Here is a 22,092-nt window from a genome sequence, read left to right as displayed (position 1 = left end):
CCACATTAACTTATTCTCTTATAATCAAGGGTATTAAACGTGTATTTTTAATACCCTAGCACCCTAATTACTACTGAGTGAGAACATCTGAAAATCAACAGAAAATACTAAAATTCCGCGACGCTGTATAAAACTGCCAATGTGGCTCCAATTGACAGCATTAGCGGATACACAACAGCTAAAAAAGAATACTTAATCAAAGTCATAATCCACCCTTGCCTATATAAACGCTTTTGCATGATTAACAGATATACAGGTATCCAAAAGACAAGGATAGATATTAAACCCCACGTGATCTGCTCAACCCATGGATAACCGCCAAACCAACCCTGAACATTAAGCAGAAGAGTTGTCAGTAATAGTGCCAAACTAATAAATGCATGGCTATGTAATGCAACAATTAAGTGTTCCATATATAACCTTCGCTTGAACAGATAAAGCACCCATAACATGAATGCAAAAAAGGGCAGCATAATAAATAGTGTGGAAGGTAAAGAACCAAGAAAAATCTTCTTGAAACGATTGGGATCAGCTTCAACTAGATCACTATTTTTTTCGATCTTTAGCAAGAATTCAGCCACGCTATCAACCAGGGATTGTGGTACACCTGAAAATCTTGGGCGTTCAGCTTTGTTATCCCAGCAAGCTCCACCAACCTTTACATTGCAATGATCATCCTCTTCACTATCAAAAATATCAACTACCAATTTGGGCTCAGCCCTCTGAAATTCATCGATTATTTCACCAACTTTTTTCTTTGGAGCCTCATTCGGCAAAAACTCAGTCTCGACATCCTGATTTGATGTGTCTGATATAGTATTTCTCACTTCATCAAGGGGCTGCTTTATATCAGATACTTCCTCAACCACAGTCTCATCATTCTCAGATGAATAATCATTCCAATCAGTGCTAAGCTGAATTGTAAAAAAGGTTGTTATACATAAGAAAATAAACAAACGTACTGGGCTTACATAACGTACCCGCCGTCCAGCAAAATACTCGACTGTTAGAAAACCAGGACGAAACAGCAAAGGCGCCAGAGTGCGTACTATACGCGAATCAAGCGCTAGTAATGTGTCAAAAAAATCCCCGATTATGTTAGAAAATTGGCGCACCATTCCTTTTACAGGCTGACCACAAGAATAACAGTGTGGCCCCAAAAGTTCGGTCTTGCAGTTTGCACATTCAGCAACACTTCCTTTTATATGTTCCACTGTTTCTGAACAACTCATTACCTCTATCCTTTTTTCTACTTCTAGGTATCAACCATAAAAACGTTCTATTTCTTTGCATCTTATTATGTGAAGAACGTCCAAAAAATACTAACCACTGATCAATTTGTTTTATTTCAAGAATAGCTAAAAACCAGCATTAAAGCTCTGCCAAGCTCCAGAGAACAGTCAAAGCCGCACCCAAGGCCAGCAAAATCAAATAAGCCCCTCCCAGAAACGAGTATTTACATAAGGTAATAAGCCACCCCTGCTGATATATACGCTTTTGCATCCAAAATAGATAAACGGGGACCCAAATAATTAGTAGAAAAAACAGATTATCAAAAAGTGAAGAGATTACATTGTAGTCAGAAAACTTTTCGCTTGCGCTGTAAAACAGATTGGCAGTTAAAATACTTAAACAAATAAAAGCATGACTGTGCAGGGCAACAATCAAATGCTCCATATAAAGTCGACGTTTGAAGATATAAGCTACCCACAACATCATGGCGAAAATTGGCAACATGATTATTAAAGTAGAAGGTAAGGCTCCCAGAAATGCTTTCTTAAGTCGATTTGGATCTTCAGTGACTCGTTCTACATTTTTATGGGCACTGTCTACTTTTTTATTAACCCAATCTTCCAAAGAATCAGGAAGCCAGCCAACTTGAAAAAACTCTTCATCTATTTCGGCAATAGTTTCATTTAACCCCGAAGCAATAGCATCCTTAGTGAAATATTCGGATTGCTTTGATGCCCCTGTAACACCGTTCAGATTGACATTAACTTTATCTAGTTCCGTATTCAGTTCGTCTAAACCCGTCTTAATTTCAATGCGCTCTTCAACAAGGTCAGATTCTACCTCCTCTAAATTGATGACCACCAAATTGTCTTCCGCATGTTTTTTTTGGAGGTCTTTTAAATTCTCAACAGCCTGATCAAGACCTCTTTCGGCAGACTCCGTATCCACAACTACAGATTTATTGCCACCAAAGTTAATAGCCCAGTCACTATTAATCTGAGTAACAAAAAAACTGGTGATACAAAGAAAAATAAACAACCTTACAGGACTCACATAGCGGACTCTACGACCTGAAAAATATTCAGTAGTTAAAAATCCAGGTCGAAAGAATAAAGACGGCACTGTTTTCCATGTACGCGAGTCAAATGCCAGTAGAGTGTCAAAAAAGTCTCCAATTATGGAAGAGAAATGACGCACCATCCCCTTGACCGGCTGACCACACTTGTAACAGTGAGGTCCCAAAAGTTCAGTTTCGCAGTTAGCACAACGATTTGATTTTTGGGTAGAATGATTTGCGGATGCCGTAGTACTCATTACCTATTACCCCTCGACATTTAAAATAAATTTCCGAATTACACAAAACGTATTTATGAGCCCAAGTCCCAATTAACGAGCTAAATTAAAAAAACCTCAACTAGTGAAAGTTCACTGATTAAAGCTTTCAAAAGGAATATAATTTCGTGAAAATTTACAGGCGCAGGTCAGGAAAAAATAGAAACGCGCCAATTTTAGGCGCGTTTTGCAAGGCTTTTGGCAGTAATTGCTGGGTATTAATTATCCAGTAGGAAACGAGCAATAGTTCTCAAGCCATGTCCCTTGGCACCAGCGGCCCAAAGGTCATTGGCACTTGGCTGGTAAGAGCCAGAGAGATCTATATGCACCCAGTTGCGGCCCTCCTCCGATACAAAACGAGCAAGGAAGGCCGCCGCAGTTGAAGCCCCAGGGCTACCGTCAGCGCCTATATTAGAAATATCGGCAAAGTTAGAGGGGGTCTGCTCCAGATGGAAGGGCTCCAGTGGTAAGCGCCAGGCCTTCTCATTCTCCTGTGCTGCGGCATTCAGTACCTTCTGTGCCATTTCATCTTCAAAACTGAAGACTGAATTAAAGTCGCGGCCTACAGCCATTTTGGCAGCACCCGTCAGGGTAGCGGCATCCAAAACAAAGCGAGGCTTATCTTCCCCTGCGGCGAGTAGGCCATCCGCTAATACCAGACGCCCTTCCGCATCGGTATTCAGCACTTCAACGGTGACACCATTCTTGTATTCAATAATATCGCCCAACTTAAATGCGTGGCCGGAAACCAGGTTCTCCGCACAGCAAAGGTACAGCTTCACTCTTTTTTCCAGACCACGCGCAATGGCCAGCGCGAGGCCTCCAGTCACCATAGCGGCACCGCCCATATCAGATTTCATGGTGGCCATGTTGCTTGAGGGCTTAATGCTGTAGCCACCGGAATCGAATGTGATCCCTTTGCCCACCAGACAGATATCCACCTCAGCATCCGCATTGCCTGTAGGGTTGTAGTCGAGCTGTAACATGACAGGCTCGCGCACGCTACCACGGCCCACATTGTGGATACCAACAAAGCCATCGCGCAGCAAGTCATCCCCGGCCACAATGCGATAGTTAACTGCGCTCGGGGCAAGCTTCTGTAGCATTTCCGCCGCGCTCTCCGCCAGCACCCTGGGAGAAACATCATCCGGCGTGCCATTGGTAATCTCGCGGACCCAACACGCAGCATTTTCACGTGCTGCCAGTTCTTTTAGCTCGCCAGCATCCTCGCTGCCCCAGTGGATTTTATTATTGATACGTGGATTAAAATAACCGCCCCAGAAAGCCCAGCGACTTTCGATATCCCAACCCTCACCGCTGAGTATCACCTCATTGATTCCCATGCCATCGAGGCGCCGAGCCGCGCGTTGCGCCGCCACCAGTGCAGCACCTTTGGCCGCACCAATATGGATATGCGCTTCGCTGCCATTAAAACTGAGTAACGCCGCCTCGCCCCAGGGTTCTCCTGCAGTGCCTTCCACCAAATGAACGCGCATAGCTTTTGTCATACAACACCTTTTTTGAAACTTGTGTGCCAATTTTATTGGGATTCACGCTGCATTCTAACAGTACATCAAAAATACTCGACGATTGCGCCGCCACGATGACGGCGGATAAACTGTTAGAAAGAAACACAATAAACCTTCAGGAAGAAAAGTTTTTAGGGAAAATTCATGGCTGAATCCTGCCGCTACCATTCCAGTGCCGATGCATCCTGGCAGTGCCAACCCTGTCAGCGCAAATACTGTAGCGAATGTATCCCAGGCTCCAGTGCCAACTATCAGGGCCTTGGACCCGAGTGTCCGTTGTGTCGCGATCCAGTGGAGTATATCGGTGCCAGCAACAGTGCTAAGCCCTTTTGGCAGGTGGGAATTTTTTATTTTCTCTACGCCTTAAAACCAGGCCCCCTGGCGATCATAGCACTGGCAGCTGCAGCCAGTTTACTAATCTCAGGCCTGGGTCTTTTAGCAATCGTTGCCCTGGTGGGCATCGTTGCCCTGGTGAGCCGCTACAACTTGCTGGTTATCGAGCGGCTTGCCAGTGGCCAGTTGGAAGCTCCCGGAATTGGCGATGCCCTGGACGGTAATAGTGCACCGCTGTTCTTGAAAGTCATCGCTATGACCTTGATTGCCGGTTTTGTTGGTTACAAACTCTTCTCTTTCGGTATGGGTGCCGTGCAGCTTTATGCTTTTGCCCTCTTCCTATTTGCGCCGGCAGCGATGATTGTACTGGCCCTTGAACACAGCCTGCGTGCGGCGATCAATCCACTTAAGTTACTACAATTCACTTTGATTATCGGCTGGCCCTACTGGCTGTTGTGGATTACCACCACTGCGGTTTCCGCCGCACCCAACCTGCTGATGGCCATTGCCATTGAAAAGCTACCCCCCTGGTCCCTGAGCCCGGTGATTGCAGCCACGACTACCTATTTCTATATCGTAACTAGCGCCATGATGGGTTACATCTGCCTGTCACGACAGCAAAAACTGGGTATTCAGGCCGAACTGGATGATGAAAGTACCTTTCTGGAAGAGGACGAATTCAACCGCGCACGCGCTTTGGCCGATGCACAGATTTTAATGCGCGAATCGAATCTACCAGCCGCACGTCAGGCGCTGGTAGATGGCTTGCGCCGCTACCCCAATGATGAAGCCCTCAACGAACGCTACTACCGCTTGCTACTGGCAACCCAGGACCAAAAAGCCCTGCGGGAACTCGGCCCCCATTTACTGGATAAGTTCATACAACTCAACCGGCCACACAAAGCGGCGGAACTTTACCTGGCCACCGAGCCGGCCCCCCCTATTGTAAAACCCGAGCTTCGCCACACCCTAGCCAAGGTGCTCTACCAACAGCACAAATACCAGCTGGCGGCGCAATTATTGAACAATCTACACAAAGAAAGTTATCCACAGCTGGATGCGGCTTACCTGCTGCTGGCGCAGGTATATATGGATGGGCTGAACCGCGAAGACCTGGCCAGGAAATTACTGCAATTCATTAGACAGAAATTCCCTAACAGCACTCTACGCAATCAAATCGATACTCTGTGGAAAGTACTAAATAGTTCAGAGAACACACACCAATAAATTCATAGGGTCAACGAGTCAGTAGCCTGTACCGATAGCACGTTTCCAGGAGAGGGTTGCGTGCTTTCTCTATCCGTTTATTCCACCCGGCAGAAAATCAGAAGCAATCTCACCAGTGCTTTAAAGCCCTATTCCATAGATAGAGGCAGCGGGCAAAGCCATTATAGATTTTGTTAAGACACCATCGCAGACCCGGTGTTTTTGACAACCTTGCTTTCCACTGTTCACTGGGAGAGTTCTCCCAAATCGCTATAAATGCTTCGTAACCCACTCGCAGGTGCCCCTGTGTATCAATCACGTGCAAGCGCTCTCGCACAAATTCCAGGTCCACGTCGAGCTGCTGTGCTTTGGCATTATCAAGGTGAACATCTTCCCACTCCACACCGCAAGTGGTGTTTTTCTTCTTCTGAGCACGGATACCCGCATCGCATACCGGACAGGCAGAATTGTAGAAAACACGTACTTTTGTGGCCATACAGAATCTCTGTCTGTGGAGTTAACGAGGGTGCTCGATATCTTTATGATCCACTAGTTCCCACGGCAACCCCTTATTACGGTAAATCCTCTTATTCTTATTGGGGTAGTCTGCCACATCATGATCCAGGCGCTGGCCCACTACGATACAGCGCAGAATATCGTTTCCGGTATTTTTCATCACATGGGGAAGGCCATTAGCCGGATATCCGATAAAGTCCCCTTCACCCACTATATAGTTTTCTTCGCCGATGAATACTGAAGCCTGCCCCTGCAGGATATAGACACATTCATCTTCAAATTTGTGGCAGTGATACTCTGTGGATTCGTACCCAGGCTCTATTTCAATAATGTGAAAGCCAAAGCCACTTATCCCGGTCATGTCTCCCAAGGATTTATTGCGGCGCACTGCATTCGGGTTGAGGAAGTGCACCTTGTGCTCCCCCTCCATATCCAGGATTTGTTCTTTTTTAAGAATATATTTATTCATAAGGCTCCCCTGCCAATTTGATCTTATGGATGCTTACTGGGATCTGTCTAACTGCCAATGTATTTTAATAAACAGGTTTTTATCCTCTAGGGCTGTCCAGATATTTCCATCCCCTGGGTTAACGCCTTCATTTCCCGTGCGCGCCCCTCTTCGCCCAGACGTCGGTAATAATTCACCAGAGTCATACCTAATTTGGGTATCAACGGGTGCTGTACTTTTTGCGCAATAAGCTTGTTCAAGAGTTCATCGAGCCAGGGCCAGTTTTTGGCTTCAGCAGCGCGGCGCGCCATCAGCAGGCAAGTTTTGGCAGTTAGGGCTCGAGGCTTCTGCGTAGTTTGCAGGTAACTGTAATAACCGGAGGAAATAATACGAGCATCAACTGTTGGGTTGGCCGCCTGGGTAAATAGCGCCAAATTGGCTCGGTGATACGCCTCACTATCGGGATTAATCGCGGTCAACTCGATAAAGCGCTGTATCAGCGGTAGGTGGTCGGGATACTGACGTACTGCGGAGGCCGCAGCCTCTGCGGCTTCGAGCAGCTTACCCTCTTCCTGGAATCGATCAATGCGCGCCAGCGCGCTCTTTTGCGGGGATGGTAGTTCCTCTTCTTCCTGCGGCATCGCCTTTAACGGTGGTCGCCAATAAATCAACAGTAAGGCCAGAACAAATCCAGCCAGCAAGCCGCCGGTATGGGCCCAATAGGCGATCCCGGCATCACCATATAGGTAGCCAAACACTTCCTTACCCAGCCACAGGGGCAACACCATCAGAGCCGGCGCACTGAACTCGCCAAACATAAATCCGACGGTGTAAAAAAAGCGCAAGCGCCGCACTCCGTATATAGCAACGAACATCCCCATAATCGCCGATACAGCGCCAGAAGCACCGACCATAGGTACATAACTACCCGATTCAACCAACATATGCAGGCTAGCCGCAGCCAAGCCACCGAGAAGATAAAGGGCGATAAACCAAAGCCCCCCCAGTGCCAGCTCAACCGATAAGCCAAACAGCAGCAAAAACACCATATTACCAATCAGGTGATCCCAGCTGCCGTGTAAAAACATATGACCTAAAAGTCCAGCCGCACTGGGTTCCGCCGGCGTCAGACCCAGGGCCATGCTGCTAATCTTGTCGCGCAGCCCGGCAAAATGCTGGCGCTGCTGTAACCACTGGGTTTGCCCCTCCTGTTCCAGCCTGGGCAGTAGCCACTGGTGAAATTCCGTATTCCACAGTAGTTCCCGATAGACAAATTCCTCGCCCTCTACATCCATCTGCAGGCGCCACTCGGGATGCTCCTCATTGACATAAATCAGGAAGCGCTGCTCCTCCAGATCCGGTAAGTCACTGTCGAAGTAATATTCCTCAGCCTGCTGCCAGCGGGCATCGTCACCGCCTTGGTAGAACATAAATACCAGTAAGTTGGCGAGGATTAGCACAAAGCACATCAGAGGAGGTCGACGCCAGTCTGGTTTATTCTGGATCGGGATTATCAGCACGGGCAGTTCCTTGTAGATATTGCACGAACGCCCAATAGCAAAACGCTGCAATAAAAATAACAGGGATGGGGCCGACATCACCGTCGGTCGCTTGGAAAATACTACGCCTATCCACCGCAACTCAAGCCCGATGCTCTCCCTGAGCTACTACTTTCTCCCTGCGCGAGTAATCATTGCCGGTGCATCCCAACTGCGCAGGTGCAGATCCCGCTGTGGGAAAGGCACCTCAATACCCTTTTCACGAAATTCCCGCAACAGTTCTAAATTGTAAAGCGCATAGGAGTCACCCAGAGATGTGACCATGTTACTGTTCACCCATACCACCAGCTTAAAATTCAGCGCGCTATCGCCAAATTCCATCAGCCAGACTTCAGTTTTACGCTTCCAGTCGGTATGAGTGATATTGACCCGCGAGGCGGCCTCCAGTGCAGCTTCCCGCACCAAGTCTGGATCGGAGGCATAGGAAACACCAAAGGACACATGAATACGACGCACCGGGTCATCAAGGGTATGGTTAATCACCCGCCCAGCGACAAACTCGGTATTTGGTACCAGGATATCCACATTGTCGCGGGTGGTGATACGGGTTGATCGCACATTGATATCGCGGATTCGGCCAAAAACACCGGACTCCAGCTCTACCAAGTCCCCAACCTTCAAGGGCCTTTCGAACAGTAAAATAAGCCCGGAAATGAAATTGGAAAAAATAGCCTGCAAGCCAAAACCAATACCTACAGATAGGGCTCCAGCCACCAGTGCCAGCTTGGAGGTATCCAGGCCGAGCATACTCAACACCACAATCAGGGCGACGCCGATATAGGTGTAGTGCAATACGCGGCTCAGGTTATACATGGAGGATTCGCTGGCGTGTTCCCTGCGTACTAGCCGGCGCAGGAAGGCGCGAGTCAGTACCGACAGCAACCAGGCGCAGACCAACACAAATGCCATCCTGGCAATCAGGCGCAACGTGATTGGGTTTTGCGCGATAGTAAACAGCTGGTAATCCGCCAGAGTGCGCCAGCGTTTGTATACCTGGCGGCCGGTCAGCGCCAAACGTTCGCGAACCGTGGCCCACCAGCCCTGGCGCTCGCGGTAAACTTCAAGTTGGGCCTTCTCATAACGCTGGATATCCTGCTCCAAATCGTTGGCCCGCGCCAGACCACTGCCGATCCGTTCAAAGTAAGCCCACCAACGACTCAGATCGGCACTTTCCTCCTCATCGCGCCAAGCCACCACCTGCCTCTGTCGGATCGCCAGCTCCCGCGAAGTGCTATCGATCACCGCATTGGCATTCTCCAGCAGCTCGCGACTGACAACCAATGTCTCCTCGCCAGTTTCTGGATTCAATACGCGGTTGATGGATTGCAGTAACTCGCTCTTGCGCTTACCCAGGTGTTCCTCTAAAAGGTCCACCTCCAGTTGCATCAGGGTGAGGTCCTTTTTCATATTGACGTCGGGATCAGTGGAGGGCTCGGTAGTGCTCTGGATACTGGTGCGAGTAGCGGCGATACGCTCAATTTTCTTATCGCTGTCGGTGATGGATTTCTCCAGCTTCTCGGCATCCTTCTCACTGAACTGCAGGTCGTCGAGCATACCGCGCAGCTTGGTTTCCGACAGTTCGATTTTTTCCTGCCAGGTGCCGAGAAACTCATTCACCGTATCCAGCTGCTCAATAATATTCAGGTGATTGATCTGCGCCAATAACAGCGCTTGTGCCGCTTGGTCTTCTTCCTCACCTTTGGCATCACGCAGCACAATTACTTGTTTTCGCAACTGCGCCAAGGATTGCGACCGGCTAGCGCGCAGCTGCCGCGCCTCTAGCTGCACACCACTCAGGCGGCGTTGACCGCGGCTAATGGCCGCATCAGCGCGGGCCCAGTCGAGTACGCTAGGGTTTTCCGGAAACTTCACCTCCGGCATCAACTCAACTTTTAAATATTCCTGACGCTTCTTCCAGGTGACCTCCACCCCCTCCAGGCTCTGGGTAATTTTTTTCGCCCCTTTTTGCAGCGCCTCATCCTCTTCAGGTAATTCTTGCTGCCACTCTTGCCAACCCTTTTTAATCGCCTGTAGCCACTCTCGTCGCTGCTCCGGTGATGCATTGCTCCAGCCGGTCCACCAATCTGCAGAAGGATCGGCAAACTCAGGCACCACCGCCTTGAATTCCTTGGGCTTGGAACCGGGTAACTGGGCACTAGCGGCCAGAGAGCAAAGGGCGAAAAAAATCAGGCAGAAGGCGATCGGAAAAAAGTGGGAAAGTCGTTGCCCGGTGCGAGTCTTAGGCTTATCAGTAAAGAAGTAACCACCAACACCCAGCATAAAATACACATCTGTCCGTGAAGCAGTATCAGCAAGGGGAAGACCTTGCCCCTAGGGGCTTATTTCTTGAGTGTAGCCGAGAGCGGCCAGGCTCTCGGCTCTTCAACTTAAAGGGGCTCAGTAGCGTCTGCGCCCATAGCTGCGCATACAATTGAGGTATTGTCTGCGATAGGCGCGAGTACTAACCACAGATACCCTTCCGGGTCTATGCACACTTCTCACCAGGTTGGCTGCTCTGGCCTTGCAAAACACTTCCCTACGGCCGAGATTTCGGTCAGGGCGGCGGACATTTCTCGAATGACGTAGCTGGCTGACATTGCGGGAGGATTCGTATTTAGGAGGATAGGCTCGGGTAGATTCGTAATTGGGCGGATAGGCACGCCGGTAAATTCTTACTTCGGGTGCTAGGGGATTGCGATTGTAATTGCGCCAATTGGCCGGAGGGGTAACCACCACAAATTGGTTGTCTTTAGGGTCAAACTCGAAGAAAGTGCCATTCCCCGCTCGCCGGTAATCCTTGCCACCGAGGTAAAAGGATGTGCCTGTTGGTACTTCCGGCACTCTAGCCCCGAGTGGTGGCTCCACACGGGTGTAACCATCCGGTCCCTGCCGGTAGAAATATCCATCTGCATAGAAATAAATTTCATTGTTGGCTTCGATAAGGCGCGCCCCGTCCAGAAGGGGCACCACCTGCGTCTCCGCGAGAGGTGCTGAGGCAATCGTCAGTAACAGCAGCGCAAGCAGGAAACGCATAAGACACCTCTACGAGCAAGTAAATGTCGCAGAAGTGTATTGTCATGGAACTCTGTTCCCCAATTTAATTGAAAGAGACTGGTATCAATATTTCAGTCAGCCACCGCCAGAACACTGCTGTCATCTTTATCGCGCACCACCTCTGATAATATCTTCACCTCCTGCCCCGGCTGCAGGCGCTCGGCACCGCGCACGATAACCCGATCGCCATCAGCGAGTTCACCGTAAACGGCTATCCACTCTCCATCACCGCTGCCAACACGAACCGACAAACGCTCCGCTTTATCCTCTTTATCCACACGGTAAACAAAGGTTTCGCCATTGCGTAACACCAAGGCGTCACGCGGAACTGCCATGGTGTCGCGGGCCTCAGACAGGGGGACTGCCACCTGTACCGGCATGCCCACTACCCAGTCCCACTGCTGTGAAGCCTTGCCGGGCAGCTGCACCATCAGCTTAACTCTGCGAGAGTTTTCGCTGGCCACAGGTACATACTGGCGCACATGACCGCTGATAATCCGTGCTTTGGCGCGCTCACTCTCGGAGAGGGACAAGGCATCGCTTCGCACCGAAATACTGTCGCCGGCACCAATCAGGGGCAGAGCAGCCAACGGAATATCTGCCTCCACCTCCAGCTGGGACATATCCAGCGCGCGTAACAGCTCGGAGCCGGTGCGGACATATTCCCCCGCCTGCAACTCGCGACTCACCACCAGGGTATCGAAGGGGGCGTCAATGTTGGTCTTACCAAGTTCATAGGCGCGCCTGTCCCGCTCAATCTGTGCGGCTAACAGATCCTGGGCCATCGCCTCGCGCTCGGCCTGCTGTTCCTCCAGCGCTGCACGGGAGGTGCTGTTGGTTTCCGCCAGTTTACTCAGTCGATGCAGCTGCGCGTCCAGGTAGGTGAGACGCGCCTTCAGCTGGGCAATACGACTTTCACTATTGCGCAACTGCAGGCGCCAATGGGTTCCATCCAACTGCGCCAGGCGCTCACCTTTTTTTACCAAGCTACCGGGCTCAGCAACAAACTCCAACACGCCATCCAGTTCAGAGGAAATACGTATATCGCGACGGCTCACCACCTCCCCGGCGGACCACTGGCTAGCTGCCATCTGGCGGGTCTCAGCCCGATCCACAGTGACCGCCACGGCGCCACTCTGGGCCAAAACCTGTCCCACAGAGGTGAGGGACAGGACAACTCCGGCAAGTAACTTTTTCATTGGGAACTCCTCAGGGCCAGTCTTTGACGCAAGCCGGTAAATTGCGGCACAGGCAGGCGACCGGTCTGTAACAGCGCCGGTAATAAAATCAAGGTAAACAGAGTACTGACCGCCATTCCACCGACAATCACGGCAGCCAGACCGCGGTAGATCACACTTCCTTCGCCCGGAGCTACCAACAGGGGCAACATGCCGAATACGCTGGTCAAGGTACTCATAAAGATCGGCCGCAGGCGCAGGCGCAACGCCTGCTCCACCGCCTCTACCCGACTGGCGCCCGCGCCTTCCGCTGAGCGGGTCTGGTGTACTAACAAGATGGCGTTATTCACTACCAACCCCAGAAGAATAACGAAACCAATCATGGTGAGAAGATCGAGGGGCTGGAAGCTGATCAGATTCAGCAACTGCAGTGCCAAGACCCCGCCGACAGTAGCCAGCGGTACGGTTAACAGCACCAGCCCAGCATCGCGCAGTGAGCGAAACAAAGCACTCATCAGCAGGAACAGAATCAACAGCGCCAACAGGAAGTTCTGTGAAAGAGATATCAGAGCTTTATCCAAATCACTAGCGTTCCCCCCTACCAGGATACTGCCATCCTCGGGCAGAGCCTCGCGAATTTTCGGCAGCACCTCTTCCTCAAGCTGGGCACGTACTTCCTCTAGAGAGATGTCATCCGGTGGCACAATATTCAGGGTAATAGTGCGACGGCCATCTACTCTACGCAGATTGCCCGGGCCCACGGTGCGCTCCACACTCGCCAACTGGCTCAGCGATACCACCTCTCCACGGGGAGTGACCAACGGCGTATTCTGCAACTGTTCCGGTGTACTCCAAGGCTTGGCCTTGAAAATCATATCCAGGCGTTTTTCCCCGTCGAAGTATTCGCCCACATAGAGACCATTGCCGAGGGTGCGAATCAGCCCCCCCATATCCTGGCGGTTCCAACCCTGCTCCAGCATGGCGCGGTCGTTAGGGCGCACCGTCAGCTCTGGTTCAGACAGAGACAGACCCGGGTTAGTCTGCACTGGGGTGCCAGGCATCACCTCTTCCACCACTTCAACACCGCGGGCAGCCGCGCGCATTAATCCATCAGCATCGCGGGATTGCAGGTGCAGGGCGATATTGCGATCTCCACCAAAGCGGCTAAACAGGTTGCCCCTTGCGGCGAAGCCTTGAAAGTCGGGAATATCTACCAGGATCTCCTCACGCAACAGCGTCTCCATCTCCTTGGCCTGATCCATATCCTTAACACGCACGCCCATATTGCCGCCGCTGGGCCAGGTAATGATGTAGTAGTTTTTGAGAGCCGGCTCGCGCTCACCACTCATAAAGGGTGCCATGCGCCGGTCAAGTTCGTTGACGATATCCTTTTCGATAGTTTTGGTATTTGTAGCCGCGGGGAAATTCATCCATACATCCACCGCATCCCTTTTTACCGGCGGTAAATAATCGAGATTGGGTAATAGGAAATAAGTTGCGGCAATAGGCACCAGCAGAAAGCCACCGATCACCTGCCAGCGACGCGCACGGGTACCGGTCAGTGCCATAACCCGAGTGGCGATTTTCTCCCACACATGAGCCAGGCGATCCTCACTGGAAATCGAGGGCAGCCACAGTTTTGCCGCCAGTGGCACTATGGCAATAGCCGCCAACAGGGAAAATACCACTGCCACTGCAATCGTCAGAGCCAGATCACCAAAGACCTGTCCCTCGACACTGTTGAGGAAAAATACCGGCAGGAAGATCGCTACGGTAGTGGCAGTACTCGCCAGCAATGCACCCCAAACCTGACCGGCGCCCTGTTCCGAGGCCTCCTCTGGATTGCTGCCTTTTTCCCGCAGACGCACAATATTCTCCAACACCACAATTGCCGCATCGAGCACCATACCGGTAGCGAAAGCAAGGCCAGCAAGGGAAATCACATTGACACTGCGCCCAGCGGCGGACATGACAACGAAGGTGGATAAAAGGGAAATGGGAATAGCGGCTGCCACAATCAAAGTAGCGCGCATACGCCGCATAAACCACCAGAGCACCCCCACCGCCAGCAATATGCCCAAAATCATATTACCGCCAAGTAAATTGAGGGCGCGGTAAACGAATACCGAGGCATCGAAGGACTGCACCAGTACCAGCTGTTCGTTTTTCAGCTTGGTCTCATTCAGTTCCTCAACCTTCTGTTTTACCAGCTCCAGAGTGGCAAGCATATTGGCATCGTTTGCGCGGTTGATGCGCATAGAGACAGCCGGATTGCCATTTTGTGTAGCCACTCCGCGGGGCTCAGAGGGCCCTACACGCACCTCGGCAATATCACCGAGGCGCACCGGCTGGCCATCGCGCCACTCTAGCACCAGCTCGGATAAATCCGTCGGCTTGTACTCACCGACAAAACGCAGTGTGTAACGGCGACGCCCGACATCGGTAAAACCACCAGAAACATCTCTTGCCGAGGCCAACTGACGGCTGATCGCCGGCAACTGAATACCTAAATCGGCCGCTTTCCAAGGGTCGAAAATAACCTGCAGTTCCTCTTGCGCGGCACGACCGGATTGGGCCTCCACACTTGCCACACCCGGCACAGACTCCAGCTCCGGCCGCAAAACATCCTCAATCAGGCCGGTAAAGTCGTCGAGGTGGTTGGGATTTTCAGGCAGCTTCTGCAAAAAGAAATAAGTAAGTGCATTGGTACCACCGCCCCAACCACCTAGCATTACCCGCGGCGGTTCCGCATCTCGCGGCAGAGGCGGCAAGCTGCTCATACGGCTGATCACATCGATCAGCACCTTGTCCATGTCGGTGCCCATACTGAATTCGAGATTTACCCAAGCACCGCCACGGCCAGCATTGACCTCCATGGTTTCCAGGCCGGTGAGGCCCTGCAGAACCGATTCAATCGGCTCAACAATTTCTGCCTCCACCTCTTTCGGTGCGGCAGCACGCCAGCCCGCCTGGATAACAATACGCGGGCTTTCGATATCGGGGAAAAGCTGTACTGGTAAGCGGCTGGCAAGAAAAGCCCCCAGCAAGACGGCGAACACCACTACCACGCCGGCAGCAGCAGGATTTTTCAGTGCGGCTTTTGTCAGTGCCATTCCATAGGCCCTTAATTATATATTTACGGTTAGTGTGGCAGTGACCCAGACAAGTCCTGATCTATTTCACTGTCTCTGAAAAAACACTGGTGCAGAGATCGTAAACCTGCAGTTAGTATGTTGGTTCGCACCCGGTTTATTTTCTTGGAAAAAATACCATTTTTCTGGGAGTCATAGGCATTATTCCAGACACTCTAGCTCTGGGCCAATAACCGCACTTCCTGTGCCGTGCGATATGCCCGCGGCTGGAGAACAGCGGGCTAGGGAAAGGAAGATTAATGCAATAGGAGTTGCAAACAAGGCCGTTGCGACAAAGTGTCGGGAATATTCGATCAGGTTACTGAGTGAATTTTTATTTCCACTAGGCGCAAAAATACCTCAAAGAAAATGCTGCACTTTACTCTTATAGCTGCGGCTCATTTTCAGGCACTCGCCACTGTCCAACACCAGGTGATATTCACCATTAATATGCGCGCGAATTTCCCGTACACGGCTTAAATTTACGATAGTGGAGCGGTGAATACGCTGGAATAATTTTGGATCCAGCTGTTGCTCCAATTCCTTCATGGTAATGCGCATCACATGGGTTTCGCCCTGGGCGTGTACACACATATAGTCCCCGGCAGCGTCAATCCAATCGATTTCCCGTGCCGGTACGAGGGTGATCTTACCAGAGTCCTTCACGGCGATTTTGTCCGGGTAGGCGCTGCCGGCAAACTGGCCGCTGACCAGTTTCTGCTCCAGTGCCTCCGGAGATTCCTTGGTCAAATCCGCAACCGCCTCCAACAGCTGCTCGCGCTGTATAGCGATATCTGCCGTGGCCATTTTTTCCCGTGCGCGAGTCAGAGCCAGTTGCAGTCGCTCCTCTTCGATGGGTTTCAATACGTAATCTACCGCGTTGACCTCGAAGGCCTCCACCGCATACTGATCATAAGCCGTTACGAACACCACCTGGGGCAGTTTTTCCAGGGGTATTTGCTGCACCAGCTGCAGACCATTGACGCCAGGCATCTGAATATCCACAAACGCCACATCCGGGTTTAGCTGCAGAATAATTTCCAGAGCCTCGCGGCCGTTGCCGCACTCAGCGACTACATCGACACCGGACATATGCTCCAGGCGCAGGCGCAGGCCGCGACGTGCCAGGGGTTCATCATCGACAATTACTGCGGTCAGGTTTTCAACTGCACTCATCTCGTTATTCCTGTTCATAGGGAATGCGGATATTCACCGACAGCCCACCCTGTGGACGGTTGTGGAAACGCACTCTCTGATCATCGCCATACAGAGCACGCAAGCGCTCACAGGTATTGCGAATACCAACACCGTAACCTTTGCCTATCAGGCGCAACTCCTCTTCCGGCATACCCGGACCATTGTCGCTCACTTCGAGCAGTAACTCCCCTGCGAACACTCGCGCCTTGATATTGATCTCGCCACCGCTCTCCAGTTGAGAGATACCGTATTTAATTGCATTTTCCACCAGAGGTTGCAGTAGTAGGCTGGGCACCAATGCCTGGGGCGAATCGCCCTGCAGATCCAGCCGTACCCCAAGGCGATCGGCAAAGCGTACTTTCTCGATATCCAAATACAACATCAGGGCCTCCACTTCCTTGGCCAGGGTAACCTTTTGCATGGGGTCATTATCGAGAGAATGACGCAAAAACTGAGACAAGCGTGTGACCATATTGTTGGCGGTGCGCCCATCGTTATCCAAGATCAGAGTGGAGATAGCGTTTAGCGTATTGAAGAGAAAGTGGGGATTCAGCTGGTAGCGCAGCATCTTTAACTGGGCCTGATGCGCCATGGATTCCGCACGCAGAGCCTTGGCCCGCTGAGTCTGTGAAGACCGATAATACTTGATGCCGTAATACAGCGCCGCCCAGGTGGTAAGGATCATAAACGAATAGGAGAACCAATACGTAGCCTGCCATACCGGGTGCTCATCGCTCGCCTTACCGTACAACCACAGGGAGCCACCAAACTTGATTGCCGCCCACACAGCGGCTGCGCCAATCACCAGTAGCTGTGAACCAAAGAATCGAGTCACCGGAGGCTTGTTCCATAGGCGCTGAAAGCCGAAACGCATGACTTCACTAAGAAATATCCCGGCGACGGTGGCCACCGCAATATAACCCGAGTGGATCCAATGGTCCTTCACCCAGAAAAAGCTGCCGATAAAAGTCAGCAGCGTGTAGCCGGCCCAACCACTGAGTTGCAGGGCCCAGTACTGGGACCTGTGGCTCGACAGGCGCTCTGAAAGCCACTGAAATGCTTTGTTTCCCATAATCTCCCGCTAGAGGCGTAAAAAGATAACGCCGATTTGACACTTTTGTATGGCTTCATACTAAATGGCACCGATCGCCGGCGAAACACCAACCGGCGCAGCACAGGGACAAACTGCCGCATGACACACTGGTTATTCAAATCCGAACCCGATGAGTACAGCCTGCAAGACCTCGCCGCCGAAGCCAATGGCAGCGGCCGCTGGGATGGTATTCGAAATTACCAGGCGCGCAACTTCTTGCGCGATCAGGTCGCCGTGGGCGATGGGGTGCTGTTCTATCACAGCGCCTGTAAGCTGCCGGCGGTGGTGGGCACCGCCGAGGTAGTGCGCGCCGCCTATGCGGACCCGGCGCAATTCGACCCCGAGAGCAAGTACTTCGACCCCAAGGCCAGCGTAGATAGTCCGCGCTGGTTCTGTGTGGACCTGGCATGGCGCAGCGAATTCAAACGCCCGATACCCCTGGCAGAAATCAAGAAGGATCCACAGCTGGCGGAAATGGTACTCGTGAGGCAGGGGCGGTTGTCGATACAGCCGGTGCGCCAGGAAGAGTGGGATTACATCGTGAAATTGGGCGGGCAATAAAACCGGAAGCGAAAACTAGAACGGGGCGGTTACATACCACCCCGAAGTGATTTATCCCAGCTTACGGTTGTTCATCTTTACCGGGCTCGTCGCCCCTCTGGGTAGGGCTGTGCCCGACGTTGTACCAGTCCAGTTGACGAGTCAGTACCATAGTGCAGCCAAGCACCCCGAACACTAACAGCGAGCCCATCAACAGGGCGTAGTCCTCAGCTCTGAGCAGACCATACAAGAGTGCATATAGGGCAGCCAACAGTCCCGCGAATCCCAGCCCCCGCTGCCAGCTGCGCAACACCGCACTGGTATAAAAACCGATCAACCCAACGCAAGCCGCGGCGGAAATTATGTAGGCTTTGACGAAGGCGATATGCTCTGACAGTGACAACAGCAGCAGGTAGAACAACGCCAGCGCCAAACCTACCAGGGCATACTGTACCGGGTGCACCGCCAAGCGCTTGAGTATTTCAAACAGAAAGAAGGTGGCGAAGGTCAGGGTGATAAACAGCAATGCATATTTAATCGCGCGATCAGTTTTCAGGTACTGATCCACCGGATCGAGGAAGCTCACACCAAAGCGGCGATTAGTCAGGTTGTTACATTGATCCTCCCCATGACAGCGCCGCAGTATCTCCTCCAAGTTGGTGGCGAAAAAGCTGGTCTGCCATTCCGCAGTAAATCCTTGATCGTTTAAATCTCTACTACTGGGCAGGAAGTTGCCAAAGAAGCTCGGATGCGGCCAATCGGCCCTCATCATTACACGACTGTCACGACCCACCGGTACCAGGCTGAAGTGCTCGGTACCCTGCAGTTTGAGATCGAATGAAAACGCCAGGGTTTGGCCGCCTTCCGAATCCACCATTGGCAGCATAGCGTGCACACCATCACCTAGTATCGGTGCGCGACTGCCCGGTGCAAATTCCAATGTCTGGTTGTTCAAGCGTAATTTCAGATCATTGCGGATACCGCGAATGTCGTTGATGCCTACCGATAAGTAAGGTGTGCTAAAGCGGTACTGATCCAAATTCACTCCCAAGCCCAGTTTCTCCGGCACTCGGAACAAACCACTGACCTTGCTATCGCTGTGGTACAGAAGCGCCTCATAGATACCCCGAGCACGCCGCTCGGTTGTCAGGTCGGCATCGAAGACAAAGCGCTCGGGAAGGAAATACAAGTGGCCGCGCTCTTCCCGCTGCTCCTTGTGCCTCTCACCGGTTTTTTCATTGGTTATCCACTTCCAGTATTTCTTGACGTAGGGCACCACTAAAATAGGGCCGGTAATTTGCTGGTTAAAGCTGGAACTGCGGGCAATATCCTTTAACACATCACTCTGGTAACGCTTTCGCTCACTTATCAGGCCATCGATCATGGTCAGAGGAATAAGAAGCAACAAAATCAAAACAGCAATAGCGCCCAATTTAAAAGCCAGGGCTCGGTTCATGGTTCAGACCTCGGTATCCAATTTCGATAACCTCAGTCTGAGCTGCGAGTATGGATTGCCGATGGAGGCAATATGGAGAGTCTGGGGAGATTGTGTGGGGGCCAGTGGAAAGTAACCTTACCCATCAGGCAGCGGGCAAATTTAGACTGACCTCAACACCACCAGGCACATTGCGGATCGACAAAGTACCGCCGTGTAACTCCGCCACCTCCTCAACAAAATTGAGTCCCAGTCCAGTACTCTTACGACCGCCCCCAGGACGCGGCAGCGAATAGAAGCGCTCAGTAAGGCGCCCTAGGGCATATTCCGGGATTGCCTCGCCCCGATTGAACAAGCACACCTTGACCCATTCTCCACAGCATTCGGCTTTGACGCGAATCAGGCCGCCATCCGGGGTAAAATCCAGCGCGTTGTCCAGTAGGTTGGCCAGGGCCTGCCGCAGCAGAAAGCGCTCACCGTACAGCTGCAGTGCCGGTGCCAGCTCTTGCTCCACATGCAGTTGGGCGGCACTGATACGAACTCGCTGAGCCTCGATTAGCTCCTCAACGAGCGGCGCCAGCGGTATCGCCACTCGCTCCTCCAGCCCCTGACGCTGCTCCACCTGGGCCAGATGCAGTAACCGTTCGCTTAACTGCTGCAATCGCTCGGCCTCCCGCTGGATGTTGCCCACAAAACGCTGGTGCTGTTCGGTCGGCATATCACTATCGAGCAGTTCGGCGGCACCGCGAATGGCCGCCAATGGGCTCTTCAGTTCATGAGTCAGGGTGTGTACATAGCGCTCCACATAGTCCCTGCCCTCTAGTTCACTGCGCATCTGCTCTACCGCCACAGCCAACTGCCCCAACTCTCCATTGGGTAACTGCGGTGGTTTTACCCTGTGGCCCGCACTGGCAGCCTGGGCATAATCGGTGAGTTTCCCCAGTGCACGACTGAGCCACCAGGACAGAAGGGCGCCTACCAACAAGCCGAGTACAACCAGCCCCGCCCCCTGCCATATCAGGCGACGCTGCGAACGCTCGATATAGGGCTGCAAGGTTTGATTAGGCTTGGCCACCGAAACCACACCGATAATCCGTTCGCCATCGCGGATTGGCGCCGCCACATACATGACGGAAGAATCTGGATTATTGGGGTCTTCGCGGGTAGATCGGGCACCGTAATCGCCACGCAGGGTCAGATAAACATCGTTCCAGCGGGAGTAATCCCGCCCCACCGCAAGGCCACTGGAGTCGAGTAGTACTGTGCCGCTGGCATCGGTGACATAGATGCGATGATTGACCTGGCTCTTGGTATACCCCCAGATACTCGCCTCCGGGCGGCGGCGACCGTAGGCTTTAAGCACTTCGGGTAAATGACTTTGAGCCAAGTTACCGGCGATCACCGGGTCGCGCAGGATTTCCGCCAATAGATTAGCGGTATCCACCAGAGTTTCCTCAGTGGACTGGCGCACGCCGGGGCGAATCTCATCCATCACCGTGCCCAATACAAACCAGCCGGCCAACCCTACAAACAGGAAATAGACGGCAAAAATGCGTATCCCGAGCGGCATATTATTGCTCCGGGCAACAACTATATCCGAGGCCGCGATGGGTTTGGATTGGCTTGGAGTCTGGTGCTATCTCGCGAATTTTTGCCCGCAGCCCTTTGATATGGCTGTCGACATTGCGCTCATACCCCACTTCCAAAGCCACCCCCAAAGCATCAAGCAATTGTGCACGGGAAAACACCCTTCCGGGCTGGGCCAGCAGGGTTTCCAATAGGCGGTACTCGTGGCGGGTCAGGGGCAATAACTGTTCGTGGAAGAGGATTTGGTAACTCGCCGAATCGATACGGAAAGGGCCTTTAGCCTCAGATAGCTTTACACTCTCTGAGCGTGGCGCCACCCTTTTGAGGATGGCCTTGACCCTCGCTGCCACCTCGCGCGGGCTGAAAGGTTTCACTACATAATCGTCAGCGCCAATTTCAAGCCCTACAACCCGGTCTATTTCCCCGTTGCGCGCAGTGAGAAAAATCACCGGCACTTCGGAGAAGCGTCGCAATTGTTTACAGGCTTCGAAGCCACTGATATCCGGCAGTCCCACATCAAGAATCACCAAGTCGAAAGACTCACTCTTCAGCAGTGCTAAAGCCTCGCCGGCAAGCGCCAGCCAGTGAGTGGTAAAACCCTCGGCCTGCAGCGCGTAAATCAGGGTATCGGCTATTGCGCCTTCGTCCTCGACGATCAATATTCTTGGCATGGAACCCTAAGCTCAAATTCCACCAGTGTATCTATTTTTGCCGCGCGGAA

Annotated in this window: 17 protein-coding genes; 2 read left to right on the top strand and 15 right to left on the bottom strand. The window is 52.1% G+C overall.

Annotated elements, in window-relative coordinates:
- Positions 1–107 precede the first annotated feature (107 nt).
- The 3 genes from ACJJI0_RS17610 to pepB all read right to left on the bottom strand — a co-directional run bounded on the left by ACJJI0_RS17610 (position 108) and on the right by pepB (position 4,073).
- Positions 108–1,232 (bottom strand): DUF3667 domain-containing protein, encoded by a 1,125-nt coding sequence (locus ACJJI0_RS17610; RefSeq protein ID WP_444883613.1) that lies wholly within the window; start codon positions 1,230–1,232, stop codon positions 108–110.
- A 139-nt stretch (positions 1,233–1,371) separates the two neighbouring features.
- A complete protein-coding gene (locus ACJJI0_RS17605) occupies positions 1,372–2,547 on the bottom strand; it encodes a DUF3667 domain-containing protein (protein WP_444883612.1) in 1,176 nt (391 codons plus the stop codon).
- A 236-nt stretch (positions 2,548–2,783) separates the two neighbouring features.
- The gene (gene pepB / locus ACJJI0_RS17600) at positions 2,784–4,073 is read right to left on the bottom strand and encodes an aminopeptidase PepB (RefSeq protein ID WP_444883611.1); all 1,290 of its coding nucleotides are present in this window, start codon (positions 4,071–4,073) and stop codon (positions 2,784–2,786) included.
- 165 nt (positions 4,074–4,238) lie between these two features.
- On the opposite strand from pepB, the gene ACJJI0_RS17595 reads away from it, so the two are divergent.
- Complete coding sequence (locus ACJJI0_RS17595; protein WP_444883610.1) at positions 4,239–5,654, top strand: hypothetical protein; 1,416 nt, start codon at positions 4,239–4,241, stop codon at positions 5,652–5,654.
- A gap of 109 nt (positions 5,655–5,763) precedes the next feature.
- Here ACJJI0_RS17595 and ACJJI0_RS17590 read toward each other — a convergent pair whose 3' ends face one another.
- The 9 genes from ACJJI0_RS17590 to ACJJI0_RS17550 all read right to left on the bottom strand — a co-directional run bounded on the left by ACJJI0_RS17590 (position 5,764) and on the right by ACJJI0_RS17550 (position 17,788).
- Positions 5,764–6,129, bottom strand: coding sequence for a thiol-disulfide oxidoreductase DCC family protein (locus ACJJI0_RS17590; RefSeq protein ID WP_444883609.1), 366 nt, complete (start codon positions 6,127–6,129; stop codon positions 5,764–5,766).
- Positions 6,130–6,150: 21 nt separating this feature from the next.
- Entirely contained in the window at positions 6,151–6,618 is a 468-nt protein-coding gene (locus tag ACJJI0_RS17585) for a cupin domain-containing protein (RefSeq protein ID WP_444883608.1), read from the bottom strand.
- 86 nt (positions 6,619–6,704) lie between these two features.
- The gene (locus ACJJI0_RS17580) at positions 6,705–8,195 is read right to left on the bottom strand and encodes a rhomboid family intramembrane serine protease (RefSeq protein ID WP_444883607.1); all 1,491 of its coding nucleotides are present in this window, start codon (positions 8,193–8,195) and stop codon (positions 6,705–6,707) included.
- A 69-nt stretch (positions 8,196–8,264) separates the two neighbouring features.
- A complete protein-coding gene (locus ACJJI0_RS17575; RefSeq protein WP_444885948.1) occupies positions 8,265–10,436 on the bottom strand; it encodes a mechanosensitive ion channel family protein in 2,172 nt (723 codons plus the stop codon).
- 117 nt (positions 10,437–10,553) lie between these two features.
- Positions 10,554–11,189 carry a DUF6515 family protein gene (locus ACJJI0_RS17570; RefSeq protein ID WP_444883606.1) on the bottom strand — a complete coding sequence of 212 codons (636 nt, stop codon included), beginning with the start codon at positions 11,187–11,189 and terminating at the stop codon, positions 10,554–10,556.
- A 92-nt stretch (positions 11,190–11,281) separates the two neighbouring features.
- Positions 11,282–12,409 (bottom strand): efflux RND transporter periplasmic adaptor subunit, encoded by a 1,128-nt coding sequence (locus tag ACJJI0_RS17565; protein ID WP_444883605.1) that lies wholly within the window; start codon positions 12,407–12,409, stop codon positions 11,282–11,284.
- Entirely contained in the window at positions 12,406–15,501 is a 3,096-nt protein-coding gene (locus ACJJI0_RS17560) for an efflux RND transporter permease subunit (RefSeq protein ID WP_444883604.1), read from the bottom strand. The genes ACJJI0_RS17565 and ACJJI0_RS17560 overlap by 4 nt, the downstream gene beginning before the upstream one ends.
- Before the next feature lie 378 nt (positions 15,502–15,879).
- Positions 15,880–16,695, bottom strand: a complete 816-nt coding sequence (locus tag ACJJI0_RS17555) for a LytR/AlgR family response regulator transcription factor (RefSeq protein WP_252084319.1) — start codon at positions 16,693–16,695, stop codon at positions 15,880–15,882.
- Positions 16,696–16,699: 4 nt separating this feature from the next.
- On the bottom strand, positions 16,700–17,788 hold the full coding sequence (locus tag ACJJI0_RS17550) for a sensor histidine kinase (protein WP_252084318.1): 1,089 nt from the start codon (positions 17,786–17,788) through the stop codon (positions 16,700–16,702).
- Between the two features lie 120 nt (positions 17,789–17,908).
- On the opposite strand from ACJJI0_RS17550, the gene ACJJI0_RS17545 reads away from it, so the two are divergent.
- On the top strand, positions 17,909–18,370 hold the full coding sequence (locus ACJJI0_RS17545; RefSeq protein WP_444883603.1) for an EVE domain-containing protein: 462 nt from the start codon (positions 17,909–17,911) through the stop codon (positions 18,368–18,370).
- A 61-nt stretch (positions 18,371–18,431) separates the two neighbouring features.
- Here the strand turns inward: ACJJI0_RS17545 and creD are convergent, their stop codons facing one another.
- The 3 genes from creD to creB all read right to left on the bottom strand — a co-directional run bounded on the left by creD (position 18,432) and on the right by creB (position 22,042).
- Positions 18,432–19,805 (bottom strand): cell envelope integrity protein CreD, encoded by a 1,374-nt coding sequence (gene creD / locus ACJJI0_RS17540; protein ID WP_444883602.1) that lies wholly within the window; start codon positions 19,803–19,805, stop codon positions 18,432–18,434.
- A 124-nt stretch (positions 19,806–19,929) separates the two neighbouring features.
- Positions 19,930–21,354 (bottom strand): two-component system sensor histidine kinase CreC, encoded by a 1,425-nt coding sequence (gene creC / locus ACJJI0_RS17535; RefSeq protein ID WP_444883601.1) that lies wholly within the window; start codon positions 21,352–21,354, stop codon positions 19,930–19,932.
- 1 nt (position 21,355) lies between these two features.
- A complete protein-coding gene (creB, locus tag ACJJI0_RS17530) occupies positions 21,356–22,042 on the bottom strand; it encodes a two-component system response regulator CreB (RefSeq protein WP_444883600.1) in 687 nt (228 codons plus the stop codon).
- Positions 22,043–22,092 lie beyond the last annotated feature (50 nt).

The sequence above is a fragment of the Microbulbifer mixtoriginis (SeqCode) genome, from assembly GCF_052466695.1.
This window is presented reverse-complemented; position numbering and strand designations above follow the sequence as displayed.

Coding starts and splice junctions, on each gene's coding strand:
- ACJJI0_RS17545 (WP_444883603.1), top strand. CDS start 17,909: ATGACACACTGGTTATTCAAATCCGAACCCGATGAGTACAGCCTGCAA.
- ACJJI0_RS17555 (WP_252084319.1), bottom strand. CDS start 16,695: ATGAGTGCAGTTGAAAACCTGACCGCAGTAATTGTCGATGATGAACCC.
- ACJJI0_RS17570 (WP_444883606.1), bottom strand. CDS start 11,189: ATGCGTTTCCTGCTTGCGCTGCTGTTACTGACGATTGCCTCAGCACCT.
- creC (WP_444883601.1), bottom strand. CDS start 21,354: ATGCCGCTCGGGATACGCATTTTTGCCGTCTATTTCCTGTTTGTAGGG.
- pepB (WP_444883611.1), bottom strand. CDS start 4,073: ATGACAAAAGCTATGCGCGTTCATTTGGTGGAAGGCACTGCAGGAGAA.
- creB (WP_444883600.1), bottom strand. CDS start 22,042: ATGCCAAGAATATTGATCGTCGAGGACGAAGGCGCAATAGCCGATACC.
- ACJJI0_RS17580 (WP_444883607.1), bottom strand. CDS start 8,195: ATGTCGGCCCCATCCCTGTTATTTTTATTGCAGCGTTTTGCTATTGGG.
- ACJJI0_RS17585 (WP_444883608.1), bottom strand. CDS start 6,618: ATGAATAAATATATTCTTAAAAAAGAACAAATCCTGGATATGGAGGGG.
- ACJJI0_RS17590 (WP_444883609.1), bottom strand. CDS start 6,129: ATGGCCACAAAAGTACGTGTTTTCTACAATTCTGCCTGTCCGGTATGC.
- ACJJI0_RS17610 (WP_444883613.1), bottom strand. CDS start 1,232: ATGAGTTGTTCAGAAACAGTGGAACATATAAAAGGAAGTGTTGCTGAA.
- ACJJI0_RS17560 (WP_444883604.1), bottom strand. CDS start 15,501: ATGGCACTGACAAAAGCCGCACTGAAAAATCCTGCTGCTGCCGGCGTG.
- ACJJI0_RS17575 (WP_444885948.1), bottom strand. CDS start 10,436: ATGCTGGGTGTTGGTGGTTACTTCTTTACTGATAAGCCTAAGACTCGC.
- ACJJI0_RS17605 (WP_444883612.1), bottom strand. CDS start 2,547: ATGAGTACTACGGCATCCGCAAATCATTCTACCCAAAAATCAAATCGT.
- ACJJI0_RS17550 (WP_252084318.1), bottom strand. CDS start 17,788: ATGGGAAACAAAGCATTTCAGTGGCTTTCAGAGCGCCTGTCGAGCCAC.
- ACJJI0_RS17595 (WP_444883610.1), top strand. CDS start 4,239: ATGGCTGAATCCTGCCGCTACCATTCCAGTGCCGATGCATCCTGGCAG.
- ACJJI0_RS17565 (WP_444883605.1), bottom strand. CDS start 12,409: ATGAAAAAGTTACTTGCCGGAGTTGTCCTGTCCCTCACCTCTGTGGGA.
- creD (WP_444883602.1), bottom strand. CDS start 19,805: ATGAACCGAGCCCTGGCTTTTAAATTGGGCGCTATTGCTGTTTTGATT.